Source organism: Pseudomonas sp. TNT2022 ID1044 (assembly GCF_028656895.1).
Taxonomy (GTDB): domain Bacteria; phylum Pseudomonadota; class Gammaproteobacteria; order Pseudomonadales; family Pseudomonadaceae; genus Aquipseudomonas; species Aquipseudomonas reinekei.
Genome location: NZ_JAMDHB010000009.1, coordinates 208761 through 224408 on the forward strand (window position 1 = coordinate 208761; position 15648 = coordinate 224408).

Annotated in this window: 16 protein-coding genes; 2 read left to right on the forward strand and 14 right to left on the reverse strand. The window is 59.3% G+C overall.

All coding sequences use genetic code 11. The features are described 5' to 3' along the window. Positions 1–127 precede the first annotated feature (127 nt). The 5 genes from M5G20_RS13825 to M5G20_RS13845 all read right to left on the reverse strand — a co-directional run bounded on the left by M5G20_RS13825 (position 128) and on the right by M5G20_RS13845 (position 4533). Entirely contained in the window at positions 128–388 is a 261-nt protein-coding gene (locus M5G20_RS13825) for a transmembrane sensor/regulator PpyR (protein ID WP_273919517.1), read from the reverse strand. 24 nt (positions 389–412) lie between these two features. After that, positions 413–1612, reverse strand: a complete 1200-nt coding sequence (locus M5G20_RS13830) for an NAD(P)/FAD-dependent oxidoreductase (RefSeq protein WP_273919518.1) — start codon at positions 1610–1612, stop codon at positions 413–415. A 235-nt stretch (positions 1613–1847) separates the two neighbouring features. Continuing rightward, positions 1848–2222, reverse strand: a complete 375-nt coding sequence (locus tag M5G20_RS13835; RefSeq protein ID WP_273919519.1) for a response regulator transcription factor — start codon at positions 2220–2222, stop codon at positions 1848–1850. Positions 2223–2321: 99 nt separating this feature from the next. After that, positions 2322–2975: a response regulator transcription factor gene (locus M5G20_RS13840; protein WP_273919520.1), complete on the reverse strand. Its 654-nt coding sequence runs from the start codon at positions 2973–2975 to the stop codon at positions 2322–2324. A 103-nt stretch (positions 2976–3078) separates the two neighbouring features. Next, a complete protein-coding gene (locus M5G20_RS13845) occupies positions 3079–4533 on the reverse strand; it encodes a sensor histidine kinase (protein WP_273919521.1) in 1455 nt (484 codons plus the stop codon). A 412-nt stretch (positions 4534–4945) separates the two neighbouring features. On the opposite strand from M5G20_RS13845, the gene M5G20_RS13850 reads away from it, so the two are divergent. Beyond that, a complete protein-coding gene (locus tag M5G20_RS13850) occupies positions 4946–5920 on the forward strand; it encodes a LysR family transcriptional regulator (RefSeq protein ID WP_273919522.1) in 975 nt (324 codons plus the stop codon). Here the strand turns inward: M5G20_RS13850 and M5G20_RS13855 are convergent. The 7 genes from M5G20_RS13855 to ppk2 all read right to left on the reverse strand — a co-directional run bounded on the left by M5G20_RS13855 (position 5896) and on the right by ppk2 (position 13340). Next, positions 5896–6324, reverse strand: a complete 429-nt coding sequence (locus M5G20_RS13855) for a nuclear transport factor 2 family protein (RefSeq protein ID WP_273919523.1) — start codon at positions 6322–6324, stop codon at positions 5896–5898. The genes M5G20_RS13850 and M5G20_RS13855 overlap by 25 nt on opposite strands. A 183-nt stretch (positions 6325–6507) precedes the next feature. Beyond that, positions 6508–6909 (reverse strand): hypothetical protein, encoded by a 402-nt coding sequence (locus M5G20_RS13860; protein WP_273919524.1) that lies wholly within the window; start codon positions 6907–6909, stop codon positions 6508–6510. A 128-nt stretch (positions 6910–7037) separates the two neighbouring features. Next, on the reverse strand, positions 7038–7604 hold the full coding sequence (locus tag M5G20_RS13865; RefSeq protein WP_273919525.1) for a chorismate mutase: 567 nt from the start codon (positions 7602–7604) through the stop codon (positions 7038–7040). An 89-nt stretch (positions 7605–7693) separates the two neighbouring features. Further along, positions 7694–7984, reverse strand: a complete 291-nt coding sequence (locus tag M5G20_RS13870) for a DUF7693 family protein (RefSeq protein ID WP_273919526.1) — start codon at positions 7982–7984, stop codon at positions 7694–7696. Positions 7985–8142: 158 nt separating this feature from the next. Next, a complete protein-coding gene (locus tag M5G20_RS13875; protein WP_443218302.1) occupies positions 8143–9831 on the reverse strand; it encodes a type VI lipase adapter Tla3 domain-containing protein in 1689 nt (562 codons plus the stop codon). Further along, positions 9828–11852: a T6SS effector phospholipase Tle3 domain-containing protein gene (locus M5G20_RS13880; RefSeq protein WP_273919528.1), complete on the reverse strand. Its 2025-nt coding sequence runs from the start codon at positions 11850–11852 to the stop codon at positions 9828–9830. The genes M5G20_RS13875 and M5G20_RS13880 overlap by 4 nt, the downstream gene beginning before the upstream one ends. A gap of 570 nt (positions 11853–12422) precedes the next feature. After that, entirely contained in the window at positions 12423–13340 is a 918-nt protein-coding gene (gene ppk2, locus M5G20_RS13885; protein WP_273919529.1) for a polyphosphate kinase 2, read from the reverse strand. Between the two features lie 198 nt (positions 13341–13538). Here ppk2 and M5G20_RS13890 point away from each other — a divergent pair, with 198 nt between their 5' ends. Continuing rightward, a complete protein-coding gene (locus M5G20_RS13890; protein WP_273919530.1) occupies positions 13539–14474 on the forward strand; it encodes a Ppx/GppA phosphatase family protein in 936 nt (311 codons plus the stop codon). Between the two features lie 33 nt (positions 14475–14507). Here M5G20_RS13890 and M5G20_RS13895 read toward each other — a convergent pair whose 3' ends face one another. After that, on the reverse strand, positions 14508–15200 hold the full coding sequence (locus M5G20_RS13895; protein WP_273919531.1) for an RES family NAD+ phosphorylase: 693 nt from the start codon (positions 15198–15200) through the stop codon (positions 14508–14510). Beyond that, positions 15194–15598, reverse strand: coding sequence for an antitoxin Xre-like helix-turn-helix domain-containing protein (locus M5G20_RS13900; protein WP_150735123.1), 405 nt, complete (start codon positions 15596–15598; stop codon positions 15194–15196). The genes M5G20_RS13895 and M5G20_RS13900 overlap by 7 nt, the downstream gene beginning before the upstream one ends. Positions 15599–15648 lie beyond the last annotated feature (50 nt).

The window sequence follows — 15648 nt, forward strand, 5'->3', positions numbered from 1 at the left end:
TATTGAGGTTTGCAGTGGATCTGACTTGATAAAAAACGCCCGCCAGAAAAACCAGTGGCGGGCGGTTGGGAAATGTCCCGGTCCAGCAAGGAGAGGGCTGGCCGGGGTACAGACGTTTAACTTCGCTTCAACCGGTGAAACCCTGCTGCGTTGTCACCGGGTTTCGTCGCAGACGATTGAATGACAACAAGCGCATCACATAGCCCAGCTTGATGGCTGTCGGGCCGAGTATCGTCAAGGCATGGGCCATCACCAGGCCGGGCAGTGACAGATACGCGTCATAGCCGTAGGCCAGAACCGCGCCGATGATCAGAGCGAACAACCCGCCGATCAATAGCACGCAGGACAGCTTCAGCACCCGATACGGATCTTCAAAAAAACCGTACATATCGATCACCCGCAGCCTGGAACCTTATGCCACTGGAATCAGCGGATCGGCGGCGGCCAGCGCAGCGGCACGGTCGGCTGCCGGCGGGTAGATCCACACGGAGTTGATCTGGCTCTTGAGTTCCTTGGCTTCCTGTTTCACCAGTTTCACCTGGCGATCCCAGCCCTCGGTAAACACGGCGCCCCAGGTGCCCAGGTCCAGGCAGGTGACGTACTTGGGTTGGCTGTATGGCATCGGCTCGACGCCCAGCAACTCGGCGGCGACGTTGTTGCCGGCATAACGGCCCAGGGCAATCGCATGCTGGCAGGACATGGCGGCGAAGTTGCCCAGGTCATCGGTGGCGGCATAGGCCACGTCACCGGCGGCGTAGACATCGGCGTGACCGCGTACTTTGAGGTTCTGATCCACATGCAGGCGGCCCTGATGATCGCGGGTGCCTTGCACTTGCTCGGTCAGCGTGTGGGCGCGGAAACCCACGGTCCAGATCACGGTGCTGGATTCGATGCGACGGCCATCGGCGAGGGTGACGCCGCCCGCGTCGACCGAGGCCGTCGTGGCGCCGACGATCCATTCGATGCCCAGATGTTCCGAGGCCTCGACGATGGATGGACGGATGCCGTCGCCCAGGGCTGAACCGAGCTGTGGGGCGCGTTCGATTACAACCACGCGGATGTCGGCGTCGTCACCCAGTGCGGCACGCAGGCGCGCTGGCATTTCCGTTGCGGTTTCGATACCGGTGAAACCACCGCCGATGACCACTACGGTGTTGCGGGCAGCACTGGCCGGCTTGTCCTTCAGCGCCTTGATGTGCGTTTCCAGTTCGGTGGCGGATTCGATTTCATCAACATCGAACGCATGCTCCAGACCTTCGAGCGGCGGACGGTTCAGCTTGCTGCCGGCGGCCAGCACCAGGCGATCGTAGCTCAGCTTGCCCTGGATGCCAGCGATGTTGGTGTAGCTGACCTGTTTGGTTTTCTCATCGATCTCCTCGGCCGAACCCTGAACGAATTTCACGCCCACGGCCTTGAACAGATCGTCCAGCGGCGCTTTCATGGTGTGCACGTCGGGCTCGTAGAAACGCGGGCGGATGCGCAACTCGGCCTGAGGCGCGAGCACGGTGATCTCGACGTCATTTCGATCGTGCTTGTCCAGCAGGCGGGCAGCGCTCAATGCGCTCCATACACCACCGAAACCTGCACCAATAATCAAAATTTGCTGTTTCATTGTTTTGCTCCTGAAGAACAATCGAGGGCGTGAAAAAGTGGTGGCGATGTAAGCACCACCGCTATGGCTGTACATTCGCGAAGTGGCTAGACAACGCGGCGCAGACGGTTTGGCTTGATCTGGAACAGATGGTATTCGAGAGGTTTAAATCTGACACTGCTACATAGGGTCAGCGCGAGTATGAGTAAGTATGAGCGGGCTATACCAAGGTATTAGCGGCTTTAAATCGCCGAAGTTAGTTACGTTGATTCAGCACAGTTTCGATACAGGCGAGCAACTTTTCAGTGGAGAAAGGCTTGGGAAAAAAGGCAATCGGTGTCTGCGCGCTTTTACCGGGCGGACGCTGTGCATAGGGGTTGCCGGTGATGAAAATCACCGGAATATGAATGCCCCGGGCCGCCAGTTGCTCGTACATGGTGATGCCGTCCATTTCCGGCATTTGTATGTCGGAGATCAAACAGGACGTGATGACCGGGCCATCGGAGAAAAGAAACTCGTGCGCCCCCGCGTAAGTGCGAACCGTGTAACCACTGGATCGCAATAAACTGTCTAACGCCATTCGAACGGATTCATCGTTATCGACAACGGCAATCATTGCCTCGTCATGCATAGTGGTGTCCTGCCTGGTAGCGCAGAACACTGAAAAGGCTCTGCGCCATCCTTGCAAGATACGCTGTCCTGAAAGGGCGCACAGCATACGTGGGTATAGTCACCTGATCGCGGGTTGGGCCGAGATCACCTCAGACATGCGCACCAGATCGGCAAAGGAGCGTGCACCCATTTTGCGCATGGCCTGGCCGCGATGGATCTTCACGGTGATTTCGCTCAAACCGATTTCCCCGGCAATCTGTTTGTTCATCAAACCCGAGGCCGCCAGTGCCATCACCGTTTGTTCCCGGGCGGTCAGTGTCTGGTGACGCGCCCGCAATTCATCGGCATGGCGCTCGGACTCGCGACGTTGTTTATCCCGGCTATGGGCGGCGCACACCGCATCGATCAGGTCCTGTTCGCGGAAGGGCTTGGTCAGGAAATCCACCGCACCGGCTTTCATGGCCCGCACCGTCATGGCGATATCGCCGTGTCCCGTAATGAAAACGATGGGGACGTTGATGCCGGCAATGGCCAGGTCGTTTTGAAAGTCCAGGCCACTGCTGCCTTGCAACCTCACATCCAGCACCAGGCAACTGACCGTGTCCGGTCGCTGGTATTTCATGAACTCGGCAACCGAACCGAACAACTCGACCCGCAGGCCGATGGAACGCAACAGACTGCCAAGGGATTCGCGCAGTGGTGCATCGTCGTCAACGATGAAAACCATGGACTCGTTCTGGGTGATTTTGTTGAGTGGATGTTGTTCGTTCATTGCTGATTCCCAAGGGTTGGACGCGCAACCGCCCGGCGCTGTGTTCCTGCCGAGGGACGCTACATTAATTGCCAGTCGGACCGGCGGCACTCATACCTGTGTATTAAATGGCCGCGGCGAAGCCCTGGTCATTGGCGACACGTATTGGCAGGGCGAACAGAAACGAGCTGCCCTGGCCATTTGCGCTGGTGGCCCAGATTCGCCCTTCGTGGTAATCGATGATCGAACGACAAATGGAAAGGCCCATGCCCAGGCCGTTTGCCTTGGTGGTAAAGAATGGGGTGAACAACTGCGGCAAGACGTCGGCAGGAATGCCAGGGCCTTGATCGGCGACTTCCAGCAGCACTTCGTTGCCCTGCACCCAGGTGCGGATGCACAGCACCCGTTCGCAAGGGCTGACCGCCTCCATGGCCTGGCAGGCGTTGATGATCAGATTGATGATGACTTGCTGCAGTTGCACGCGATCCGCACTGACCTGTCCGCCGAATGCGCTCAGTTCGATTTTCGGATTGATTTTGTGGTGAGCCAATTCATAGCGAACCAGGCTCAGGGTCTCACTGACGATTTCGTTGAGCGACTCGTTCTGGCGCAACGGATCGCACTTGCGCGACAACGCCCTGACCCGACGGGTGATTTCACTCGCCCGGCTCGAACTGGCGATGATCCGTTCGAGTGACTGGCGTGCCTCAAGCACATCGGGCTGCGGACGACTGAGCCAGTTGCGGCAGGCTTCGGCACTGCTGGTGATCGCCGCCAGCGGTTGATTGACCTCATGGGCGATGGAGGCCGCCAGTTCGCCCAGGGAGGTCACGCGGGTAACGTGGGCCAATTGAGTCTGGGCACGACACAGCGCTTCTTCAGCCTCTTTGCTGGCGGTCACGTCCATCAGCGCGCCCAGGTACTCGAAGTTGCCCTCACGCGTGAAGAGTGGGGTGGCGAACAGGTGCAGATATTTGATCCGACCATCCGGCATCAGCAGGCGGTGTTTGACCTCGATCAGGGTTTCATGGCGTGCAGCCTTTTCGAAACCGGCCAGTACCAGTGGCAGGTCATCGGGGTGGGTTCGCTTCAGGAACAAGGCCACCGAGGGCGACGTACTCGCCGGGTATTCGAGAATTCGTGCCGCCTGCTCCGACCAGCCCATTCTGCCGAGGTCTGCGCGAAAGCCGAAGCAAGCGGTCTGGGTCAGGCACTGGGCACCGACCATATAGACTTCATTGTGGCGCAGGTTGTCGGAGATCTTTTTGCTGCGCAGCGCCAGATAAATAATGGCCGCCAGCACCGCCAGGCTGTGCAGCAGGTCGGTGGTCGTTTCCCAGCGCTGAAACCCGCCCTGATACAGGCACATCGACGTCAGCACCAGCATGCAGAACAAGGCGACCGCGATCACCGCGCTGATCGACAGCAAATTGATCGCCATCAGCAACAACGCGATATAGAGCGTGGTGGTGGTGAGGTCGGTTCGGGTTTCGGTGTTGATCAGTATCCCGCACGCCACGATCAAGCCCATCAGCCACACCAGGAGGTTCTCCATGGGCTTGAGACTGAGACCGAGCATGAGGCGAGAAGTCCTTTGGCCTATGTTGTACAGCATCTTGCTGCAGGTTCCTTGTGCAAAGGCAGGCGTGCGCGGGTGGGATGACTGTTTGTTTGGAATTTCGATCATGCGCGCCTCGTTTTCTTCGGGCTGGGGCGGAGAATCGGTTCAGTATCCTAGAAGCAGGGGCTTGCCTCACGTTAGGACAAAAAACCCGAAAAAACCGCCATAGGCTCGGATCGCGCTTGGCGTGTGTCAGCGCAAATCATTCATTCCATTGATTTTTTCAGGTGGCGCTATACCGGAGTATCAACGCGCTTACCTAACGCATGATCGTTCTGTCCCCATGTACGACAGACGTTCTGCAGGCTCGGTCATAACCTGTGCAGGCACCTTCCCGAACTCAATGGCCGTGTGCCGGGTAGCGAATCTCATGAACAGAAATGACCTGCGTCGTGCCGACATCAACCTGCTGGTGGTTTTCGAAACGATGATGCATGAGCGGAATGTCAGCCGCGTCGGCGAAAAACTTTTCCTTGGGCAACCGACCATCAGCGGTGCCCTGGGCCGATTGCGCGTGCTGTTTGATGACCCGCTGTTCATTCGTTGCGGACGGGTGATGGAACCGACCGCGCGGGCCGAGGAAATTTTCGCCAACCTGGCGCCGGCGCTGGACGGCATCGCCGCCGCGCTGAGCCGTTGCCAATCGTTCGATCCGCGCACCAGCGACACGACGTTTCATATCGGTCTGTCCGACGATGTCGAATACGCGCTGTTGCCACGGCTGTTGCGGCAACTGCAAATCGAGGCGCCGAACATCAAATTGATTTTGCTTCGTGTCGATCAGCAGCAGATGTCACAAAGGCTGTTCAACGGCGACATCTCGGTGGGTATCAGCCACACCCACGACCTGCCGGCCAGCGCGCGACGCAAGGGTTTGCGGCCGATCCGCCCGACGCTGCTGCGGTTTGACACGCGGCCGGGGCCGCTGGGGCTGGACGAATTCTGTCGGCGTCCGCATGTCGTGGTGTCTTCCGTAGGCAATACCACGGATCACACCGACCACGCCCTGAGCCAATTGGGCCGCCAGCGCAAAGTGGTGCTGAGCGTCCCGCAGTTCAGTGCGTTGCCGGGGTTGCTGGGGCAAAGCGACATGCTGGCCATCGTGCCGGATTACGTGGCCAAGGCGATGTCACCGGTGGCGGGAATGAGGGCCGAGCCGGCACCGCTGCAATTGCCGGTCCACGAGCTTTCGATGGTCTGGCGCGCTGCGGCGCATGGGGATTCGGGCCAGCGCTGGCTGCGTTCGCGCTGCAGTGCGTTTCTCTGTGAGCCGGTCGAGTTGCAGGTGGTGCCCAAGCTTCGACCGGCGTTGCACAGCGATCAGGCTTTGCTGGCGGCCAGATAGGCGCCGAGGCGCTTGCCCATTTCTTCACCCAGTGCCTGCAAGCCGCTGAGCGGACGGACCATCACTTCGAAATCAACGATTTTGCCCTGCTCGTTGAAGCGGATCATGTCGATGCCCTTGAGTTGCTTCTCACCGACCCTGGCGCTGAACTCGAGGATGACATTCAAGCCGTCGGCAGTCGCCAGTTCACGGTGATACGTGAAGTCTTCGAACACCTGGAATACGGTATTGAGAATCATCGAGACCACCGGCGCGCCCGGATACGGCGTGTGCGCCATCGGCGAGCGGAACACCGCTTGCGGGTCCAGCAGCGCCGGCAAGGACTGCAAGTCGCCGGTACTGATCATCGTGTGCCACAGCTTCAAGGACTCTGCGGCTTTGGGGTGCAGTTGCAGTTCAGACATATTCAACTCCTGTTTATTGTTGTTGTTCAAAGCTTGCCTGATGCGGGTTATCAGATTGGTGGGTGTAGTAGGCTCGTCAGCATCTTACGCAGAAAAGAGGCATAGATTCGCTTAAAAACCGGCCACGAAAAAGCCCGGCTGATCAGGCCGGGCTTTTCGAGGTGTTGCGGTGAAGCAATTCAATCAGGCGACGGTGTTGCCTTGCAGACGGTCGGAGCCATCAGCGGCTACGGTGTTGCCGTGCAGGCGGTCGGAGCCATCAGCGGCGACTTCGTTGCCTTTCAGACGATCCGAGCCATCGGCGGCGACTTCGTTACCTTTCAGACGATCCGAGCCATCAGCAGCAACAGTGTTGCCATGCAGACGGTCAGAGCCATCAGCGGCGACTTCGTTGCCTTTCAAACGATCCGAACCATCGGCAGCGACGCGGTTTTCAATCAGGCGATCCGAACCGCCTTCAGCCACACGGCTTTCAATCAGTCGGTCCGAGCCGCCTTCAGCGACTACGGGTTGAGCAGAGGTCGCGGCAAAAGCGTTAACTGCGAAGATCGAGAATGCGATGCTGAGGATGGTTTGGCGTTTCATGATCGTGTGCTCCGGGGTGTTGTTGGTTGGTATGGAGCCCATGTTACGCCGCACAATTTTTAAGAGAACTTCATTGAGTTAATGGTGACTATTGACGCAGTCAATGGATGCCTCGAACACCATGGCCGTCATTGATCCATCACGCACAACTCGCCGGTTGCGCGGATCAATGCCTGGCCATGGAGGGCGTCCTTGATCAGGCTGGCGCGTTGTTCGGCCAGCCAGTTCGGGCATTCCGGGTCGACGCGATAGGGTGTGAAATCGGCGTATTGCTGCAACAGGCGGGCTTGCAGTGCATCCAGTTTGGGCCGGATCTGATTAAGGTCCGGTCGCGGTACATCGGGCGCCTTGTGGGCGGCTTGCCAGATGGCGAGCAGTCCGTACTGCACCAGTTTGTTGGCCTCAATCTGGGCGGCGATCAGGTCGGCAGCTTCGTCCGGGTCGAGTTTCTGCTGCACCGCCTGCTTGCGGGCGTTGGCGATGACCTGTGCTTCGCGGGCCGTATCCTGGACCGGCTTGCCACTGTCCCATTTGGTCAGCGCCACCTGATCGGCAATATTCAGCCGCTCGTTGATCGTTGCCAGCAACGGCCGCAACGCATCGGGGGCCGGGGAGGTGGCGGCGTGAGCAGTGTTGGCGAGTAAACCGAACAGGGCGCAGCTCAGCAGTCGCGGCAGGCGGGGGCAGTGGAACATAAGCAAACCTCTTGGTCACGGGATACGCACCACGTCTTATGTATCACAGCAGAGCCCAAGGCACGAAGCCCGACGGTGTAATCAACGTGTTACAGTCGCGCCAATAGCCGCTCGATCTGCGCCAGCTCCCAGGTACTGAGCAAACTCACGGGGTCGGTGCCGAAGCGTTGTCCTGCATCGAATACCCGACCTTGCGCACTCTGGCAGCGGAGGCAGTGACGCAGGCGAACACCGTCGATATCCAGGCTCAAACGCCAGCCTTCGATGTCGACCAGCACCAGACCAGGTTCGGGCTGTTGATCGAGGCGCTGTAACGGACGCAGGCCCAGGGCGACATCGCGCAATTGCTGGTAAACCTCTCGGGCAGTCAAGGGTTGCACAGGTGTCTCCGGTGAGAGGGGGCGGGCACAGGATAATCGATCGCCCCCGTTCACAGGTGAGCGTGGTGAGATGTGGGGGCAATTTTTCACCGGGTTCATGTCAGCAGTTCTCCAACAAGCCTGAGACAGGACTGGATCCCCAGGCACGACGCGATGGCTCATGGTTTGGGAGCTCCGCCGCTGGGGGAGCCGAACTTGAACGGGTCGGCACCACGGTTCTGACGGTTTTTTTCTTTGCGGGCCTCGCTCGGAGGTCGGATCATTTGTACCGTCAGGCTGCCATCTGCACCGGCGTAGACCACCGCGCTGGCTCCGCCGTCCAGATAACTGGCGATGGTCGCCAGGTTGATCTCCACCAGCGCGCTACTCACCCCTGTGTTGCCCAGGCGCCGCCCGATGTTGTAACCCTCGTCGACATTTCCCAACTCGATGCCATGGCCGTCGGTATTCAGGCCGTGCAAGGCAAGGGTCAGGGCGATTTCAGCCTCTTGATTGTCGGTGGTGTCGTAGAACACACGGACCGGCTTATGCCCTTCAGGCAGGGTATCCAGCGCCTGCAACCAGCGGGCTTGCAGCGCCTTGGCCTGCAGCGCCGGTTTGAGCCGTTTGCCGTTTTCGTCCTGCATCGCGACCTTGATCGGGCGATGCAGGTAACCCAGCACCGGCGCGGCGTCGAACTCTTTGACCTGATGCTGGGCCCAGCGGATGGGAAGCCATGGCGAAGGTTCGAACTCTCCGGGGCCGCGGTTGCTGATGGTTTGCCAGAGGGTGGGGAGTTGGGATTGCCAGTAGGCGGTGGACATGGTGCTCGGGGGGATTGAGAGTTTGGCTCCCTTGGCGCGCTCTTGAGCTTCATACCATTTCAAAAAAGCTTTATCACGATCCCAATAAAAGGCCCATAGTTTGCCCAGATCGGTGTCTTTGCTCTGGTTATCTTCACGTTCATGAGTGGCATAACGGCGGATGTACCGATCCACACGATCCGAGCGGGTGACCAGCAGCCCGGTCATGCTTTCGTACACCGTGGGGACTACCTGCACGCTTTGCAAGCCAGGCGTACCGGGCTTGCGATAGACATCTCGTGTCACATCACCGTCCCGGCTCGCGATCAACGCTTGGGGCACTTGAGGGTTGTCATCAAAAAACTGGAACAGTCGCTCGATCATGCCTTGCGCATGGGTCGTACTTTCATCGTCCTGCCAGAGAAACTGGGTAACTCCCAGAGTTGCCTTATTACGACCTGAGTTAATCAGGCCGGCGGCACGATAGCCTTTCTCATAGGGGTCTGGAGGGCCCAGCGCAAACACTGGAATCGGCCAATATGCGACTGACTCGCCTGCCGAATGTTTGAAGGCAACGCGGATTTTGATATCTCTGGAGTTTTGTCTGGATCTTAGTGACGCCTTATAGTCCTTGGGATCTCGTGAATAAATCGAAGCAAAGTTATCGTTTTTTTTCTTGATGAATTGCCATATCTCAGACTGATGGTCCTGATGAATCCCAAGCCCCACGCCCCGTATTTCCAGCGCGTAAGTCCGCGCTTGCGTGGCTTGCCGCTCGGCGATTTGCGCTAAGACATTGGCTTTGTAAGCAGCGAGCCTCGCCTTTTCACTGGCCACGGCGTTGCCCCACCAGTGAACGCTGAAGATCAGCAGCAAAGGCCCCAAAATAGCGGCGATTCCCCAGCGCATCACCGGGTTCATGTCACGAAGTTCCATGTTGAGTTCCTGTGCCTTGATTTGGACCAACCAGACGAAGCCGAGCCAAACGATCAGCAGTAGGCCGGCGATCCAGAGGTAGGGTTTGAGTTTCGGTAAAGTCCGGGGCTGGTGTTGAGCATCCCTCACACGGCACCTCCTTCTTGAGTGGTGTCGGCAAGCAGGGAGGGCGGTACTAGAGAGACCACATCGGTGGGCGGGAAAATGCCTTTGTCGTAGTACATATAACTGGCGGTTGCTAAGGCCTGAGCCTCATCGCTGAGTCGCGACCAACCGGGTAACGCACTGGTCCTCATGAATACCTCTTCATCCATCTTCCAATCCGCAATCGCCACCAACACCTCGCGCATCCGCGGGTCATCAAGGCAATGCGCCTGGCCAATGGCAATGTCCATCGCCGTCACCCAGCGCTGGTTTTCCGGGCTGCGCAGGATCGCCGAGTGATAGGAATTGGCCCCCCATTCACGTTGGTCATGCTCCATGCGCGCCCGGGCTTCTCGAGGGGTTTCCTCGCGTTCGTGAAAAGAACTGGTGCGAGTGCGGGCCGCGCCTTTGCGGACGGCGCGGGTGTGGTCCTCCGGGTCTTCGGACAGCCCGTTAAACCGCGCCAGCGCTTCCTGCTGCGTGGTGTTGGGCGCGTCATATTCGACGGGCATCCTGATCCACAAAAAGGTCGCGGCGTCTTTGCCAAGTGCGATGCTTTTGGCAACCTCATCGGGTTTGTCCAGGCCGGCAGTGGTCGGGCTGCCCTGGATGGCTTCGCCGCCAAACATCTGCGGCGCATGGGGCGGGTGCAGGGCCTCGGCATTGATCAGGCGTTCCTGGCCTTCGAGGACCGACGCCTGCGAGGCAATGCCCAAGCCCCAGGATTGCCCCGGATAACGGTGCTCGCCCGGGGCACGCAGGAATTCGGGTTGCGGCGATTTACCCACCAGCACCGGCTCGCCGTCACGCTGGCGTTTGGTCCACAGCCGTTGATAAAAGCCCATCGATTGCAGCGCCATCATCGCCGGTCGCCCGTCGGGCGTGGCGTCGGGCACGCCGTAGGTGCCGATGCCTTGCACGTCATCCAGCGCCACAGTGGTGTCGTCCGGGCAAAAATACACGTACACCTTGCCGCGATTGTCGCGCTCGGGAAAAACCGTAAAGTTGCCGACTTTGTCCGGCCGCGTCCCTTGCGTCGGCGACCATCGCGGGCCGCTGCGACCTCCATAGGTCTTGATATCCCGGAGCGCGGACAACGGTGGCTGCGCATGGGGCGTTTGTGTCACCGCGCTGACGATCCGGATCAGCGTGGCGAGGGTGTCATGGTCTTTGGGCGTGACCTTGGGCAGCACACTGTAGGGCGAGTCCACGAGAATCAGGGTGTCGGCGCAACGCTGGCCCTTGTCCATCAACAGGGCCTGCGCCAACAGGGCGATCAAGGTGCCCTGGCTGTGGCCCATGATGCTGATGGTTTCATCAGGTGATACCCGGCGAATCTCACGGACCAGCATCGCCAGCCGGTGCGCGGCGAACACAAAGTAATGCCGCAGCGGTGCGTTGGCGAAGAGCAGGTAATTGTTGGGGCTCAAACGCTCCACGGCACCGGTTTTCACGTTGGCCTTGAAGCCCTCGCCGTACATCTCCTGCAGGTTATTGGTGGCGTTGACGAAAAACCCGCCAGCCTTGGCAAAGTGGCGATCCAGGCGATTGCCGTGGATATCCTGAAACTGGTTGCGCATCCGGAACGGATCGCCGTCGTCATCACGCTTGACGTGGTCCGGCGCGGCCCGATATCCCCAGTAGAACGGGATCATCAGGCTGCGGGTTTTGGGATCGTCGGTGTCGCGTTGATACAGATAAGTGTCAGGGTCGTCGAGCGTAGTTTTCTGATCCGCACTCCGTTCATCAAGCGGTACTTCTTGGGCCTCAGCGTAATCCGCCCCATACCGCCCCGCCTTCAGGTCCGGCCGATCCAGTCGTTCATTCACCCCCTGGCACAACCCGGTTTCCACCGACTCATACGACGCCCCGGGGTCATTCACGCCGTGCAGGAAAATCACCACGCCTGGTAGGTCAGCGGGTACTTCCAGCTTGCGCACGGTGTTGCAATTGGGCATCAACCGGGTCGTGAGTTGCGCCACGCAGTACATGTCTTCGTGGCTCATTGGCTGCCACCTTTCGGATCTTCGCCACGCACCGCGGCCATTTGCGTCAGATGCATCCTTTCTCTCTCCGTCAGTCCGCTTGAAAATTTCTCTCCTTGCACAGTGCTGCCATCCTCCAGATCGATTTGTTACGTCCGGGGTGATGATCGCTGACTGAGCCGTGATGGCTGGACGTTAGCGGGCGCAAATTCACCGGCACAATCGTGGCGATGTGGTGGCTCTGTATGGTTTTTTAGCGGGTGAAAGGCGGGTGGCGGCGTAGATGCTGGGGCGGAGTTGAAAAACGGATTTAATGTTCAAAATGTAAATCAGATCAGTCCTAGGAACCGTCTTACGTACACAACGAGTGTTGATTGAGGTGCGCCACGCTTTGGTCGCAAGATTGATACAGGCGGGAACGGCGGGATTACCACGCAGGGGCGGGCAGCGGGCCAAAAAAAAGCCGCCTCGAAAGGCGGCAGAAAAAAAGCACGCGGTGTATGGCCAGAGTATGGCCTGCACAAGATTACAGAACGATGACGGCTGGATGTCCGCCCGGATCAACAGCGAGCCGGGCGGGCGAGGGGCGCCTCAGTAAACCTGGGGCACGATGATTTCCGGCGGCGTCGGATTGCGCGAATAATCTTCCTGACGCACCCGCTGCGGCAGCTCGATTGTCGGCACTTGCACTTCCTCATAGGGCATTTGCCCGAGCAGGTGATGAATGCAGTTCAGGCGAGCCTTTTTCTTGTCGTCGGCCTGCACCACCCACCATGGCGCTTCGGCGATGTGGGTGCGTTCGAGCATGATTTCCTTGGCCTTGGTGTACGCCTCCCAGCGGCGCCGGGATTCCAGGTCCATGGGGCTGAGTTTCCACTGCTTGAGCGGGTCGTGAATGCGGCTGAGAAAGCGCAGGTGCTGTTCCTGATCGGAAATCGAGAACCAGTACTTGATCAACTGGATGCCTGAGCGCGCGAGCATCCGCTCAAACTCCGGCACGGTACGGAAGAACTCTTCATATTGGTCGGCGTTGCAAAAGCCCATGACTTGTTCGACACCGGCGCGGTTGTACCAGCTGCGGTCGAACAGCACGATTTCACCCGCCGCCGGCAGGTGCGAAACATAACGCTGGAAATACCACTGTGTACGTTCGCGGTCATTGGGCGCGGGCAGGGCGGCTACGCGACACACCCGAGGGTTGAGGCGCTGGGTGATGCGCTTGATCACGCCGCCTTTGCCCGCCGCATCGCGGCCTTCGAACAGAATCACCACCTTGTGCCCGGTCTTGACCACCCAACTCTGCAACTTCACCAGTTCGCCTTGCAGGCGGAACAGTTCGCTGAAGTAGCGGCGTCGTTGTTCTTTTTCGCGGCTGTCGCCGACGTGATCGGCAAACAGTGCGTTGAGGTCGTGGTCGTCCTCGAGCAGCTCCAGTTCCAGTTCTTCGTCGCTGTGATCGAGCAGTTCGCGGTGGATGCGTTGCATCAGGTTGTCATTGCTTGACAGCATGGTCAGAACTCCCGACGACGTTGGAAGGCGCCATGCTAGCCCCGGGTATGTGACGAACTGGTGACGCAAAGAAGGCAGCGAAATTAATCCCGCTGTCATCGGCGTGTCACTGAAGCCATGGCACCATCCGCGCAAACCGCCATGGGCGGTGGTCACAAGACCCGCCCACGGGCTGCTCAATTTGCCGGGAACCCCACCATGAAAAGCGACACCTCGCTATTTGCGGCCATTGACCTGGGCTCCAACGCGTTTCGCCTGATGATCGGCCAGCCGGTCAAACGCAGCCGGCAGATCATCGTTCAGGAAGTCAAAACCCTGCGTGAACCGGTGCGTTTATCGGAGGGCTTGCAAGGCGGGGCGCTGGACGAACTGGCACTGGATCGGGGCTGGCAGGCCCTGGCTCGGTTCGGCAAAAAGCTGCGGGGTTTCGAAGCGGGTCGAGTGCGTGCGGTGGCCACCAGCGCAGTACGCGAAGCCGACAATGCGCAACTGTTCCTCGCCAGCGCCGAGCGGCACCTGGGGTTTCGTATCGACGTGATTTCCGGGCATGAAGAAGCCCAACTGGTGTACGCCGGCGTGGCCCATACGATTCCCGATCCGGCGCGCATGCGCCTGGTCCTGGACATTGGCGGCGGCTCCACCGAATTGATCCTGGGCAAGGGCGCACACCCCCTCGTCACCGAAAGCATCGCCATTGGCAGCGGCACCTTCGGCGCCAGTTACTTTCCGGGTGGCCTTATCACCGCCAGGGCACTGCTCGAAGCCGAGCGGGTCGCCACCCTGGCGTTTGAAAAAGTCGCCCGGCGCTACCGTGCGATGGGCTGGCAACAAGTGATTGGTTCCTCCGGCACGGCACGGATGCTGGCCAAGGTGCTTAAGGCAAACGGTCTGAACGACCACGGCCAAAGCGGCATCACCTATGGCGGCCTGCTGCGCCTGTCATTGCGGCTGCTGGAAGTCGGCCATGTCAAAAAGCTCAAACTGGCCGGTTTGCAAACCCATCGCCTGAGCATCTTGCCCGGTGGTCTGGTGGTGATGCTGGCGGCGTTCAAAGTGTTCGGCGTCTTGCACATGACACCTTCCGAACCCGGCTTGAGAGTGGGCGTACTGCACGGGCTTATGTCCCAACACTAGGCCATGCCCCCAATCCAATGGCCGGCACCCGCCTCAAGCCTCGCTGATCTGGCTCACACTGGTGATCTGACCGTTCCAGACCATCTCGTAATGAGCTGTCTGGATGATCGATGTCACCGGTTTGGGCGTCATCAATGCCCAGCAAACACTGCCCGGCAGACGCACCGAGTGATAACGCAGCCCGGGGCAACGCGCCTTCCTGATAGCCCGGCCCAGCACTTGCGAATGGCTGTAGTCGTGCGGCGCATACACCGGATCGTTCGTCGGCAGGCGGGTGGCGTCTTTCATTCCCGCATCGACAAAACCACAGGTCAGCCCGCGAAACACAAAGCGCTCATAGTTCAGGTCAGGCACCTTCGACCAATACAGGCTCTGGTGATGCTTCACCTCGGCCAGCGCGGTGTCCATCGAATCCGCCAAATACAACACCCCAAAGCTGCCATCGCTGAACCGCGAGCCCGCCGGGTTGATGTGGGTAAACGGCGCCGTCGCATAAGAACAGCCAGGAATGCCGAACGGAATTTCACGCCGTGGAATCAACTCCAGCTGACCCACTTCATTCTTCAGCCGCGGATTGGTCAGCGCCTGAATCTCGAACAGCAGCTCAAACTCATCCGCGTCCGCCACATCCTCAAACAAGGCAATCGGCGGAAACTTCGAATTGACCAGCCGATATGCCTGCAACGGCTTGCCGGCGAACACCGCCAGCTCGGCCACCTTCACCATTGCGCGCCCCGCAGCACATCAATGCGCCGGAAGGTTTCGTACAGGGAAATCATGTCGCCCTGGGCCATGATCTCCAGCGGGCTGCGGCCATTGAAAAACTCGTTGTCATTGGCCATCGACGGGAAACCGTAGACGTTATCGGGGTTGTCGAACACCAGGCGCAGCGTGGCGTGAATGTTCAGCACAAAACTGATGCGCTGCATCTGATCCGCATCCAGCGCCACCGCCCAGTCCGGGTCACGCTGCCGCGCGCGGGTGTAGGTGCTGCGGGAAATGCGCAGGATGCGACAAGCCTGTTCGCTGCTGGCCTGCCACTTTTCCAGAATGCTCACGGCGGCGCGCAGCCCGGTGACGCACTGGCTTTTACTGAACGATTGCACTTGCGCGACGACGGCCATGCTATTACCTGTCTTTGAATCCGTAGACTCAAAGGTAGGCATGTTGAGTC

Excerpts from the sequence above, each read along its gene's own strand:
- M5G20_RS13825 (WP_273919517.1), bottom strand. The coding sequence starts at position 388 with ATGTACGGTTTTTTTGAAGATCCGTATCGGGTGCTGAAGCTGTCCTGC.
- M5G20_RS13830 (WP_273919518.1), bottom strand. The coding sequence starts at position 1,612 with ATGAAACAGCAAATTTTGATTATTGGTGCAGGTTTCGGTGGTGTATGG.
- M5G20_RS13835 (WP_273919519.1), bottom strand. The coding sequence starts at position 2,222 with ATGCATGACGAGGCAATGATTGCCGTTGTCGATAACGATGAATCCGTT.
- M5G20_RS13840 (WP_273919520.1), bottom strand. The coding sequence starts at position 2,975 with ATGAACGAACAACATCCACTCAACAAAATCACCCAGAACGAGTCCATG.
- M5G20_RS13845 (WP_273919521.1), bottom strand. The coding sequence starts at position 4,533 with ATGCTCGGTCTCAGTCTCAAGCCCATGGAGAACCTCCTGGTGTGGCTG.
- M5G20_RS13850 (WP_273919522.1), top strand. The coding sequence starts at position 4,946 with ATGAACAGAAATGACCTGCGTCGTGCCGACATCAACCTGCTGGTGGTT.
- M5G20_RS13855 (WP_273919523.1), bottom strand. The coding sequence starts at position 6,324 with ATGTCTGAACTGCAACTGCACCCCAAAGCCGCAGAGTCCTTGAAGCTG.
- M5G20_RS13860 (WP_273919524.1), bottom strand. The coding sequence starts at position 6,909 with ATGAAACGCCAAACCATCCTCAGCATCGCATTCTCGATCTTCGCAGTT.
- M5G20_RS13865 (WP_273919525.1), bottom strand. The coding sequence starts at position 7,604 with ATGTTCCACTGCCCCCGCCTGCCGCGACTGCTGAGCTGCGCCCTGTTC.
- M5G20_RS13880 (WP_273919528.1), bottom strand. The coding sequence starts at position 11,852 with ATGAGCCACGAAGACATGTACTGCGTGGCGCAACTCACGACCCGGTTG.
- ppk2 (WP_273919529.1), bottom strand. The coding sequence starts at position 13,340 with ATGCTGTCAAGCAATGACAACCTGATGCAACGCATCCACCGCGAACTG.
- M5G20_RS13890 (WP_273919530.1), top strand. The coding sequence starts at position 13,539 with ATGAAAAGCGACACCTCGCTATTTGCGGCCATTGACCTGGGCTCCAAC.
- M5G20_RS13895 (WP_273919531.1), bottom strand. The coding sequence starts at position 15,200 with ATGGTGAAGGTGGCCGAGCTGGCGGTGTTCGCCGGCAAGCCGTTGCAG.
- M5G20_RS13900 (WP_150735123.1), bottom strand. The coding sequence starts at position 15,598 with ATGGCCGTCGTCGCGCAAGTGCAATCGTTCAGTAAAAGCCAGTGCGTC.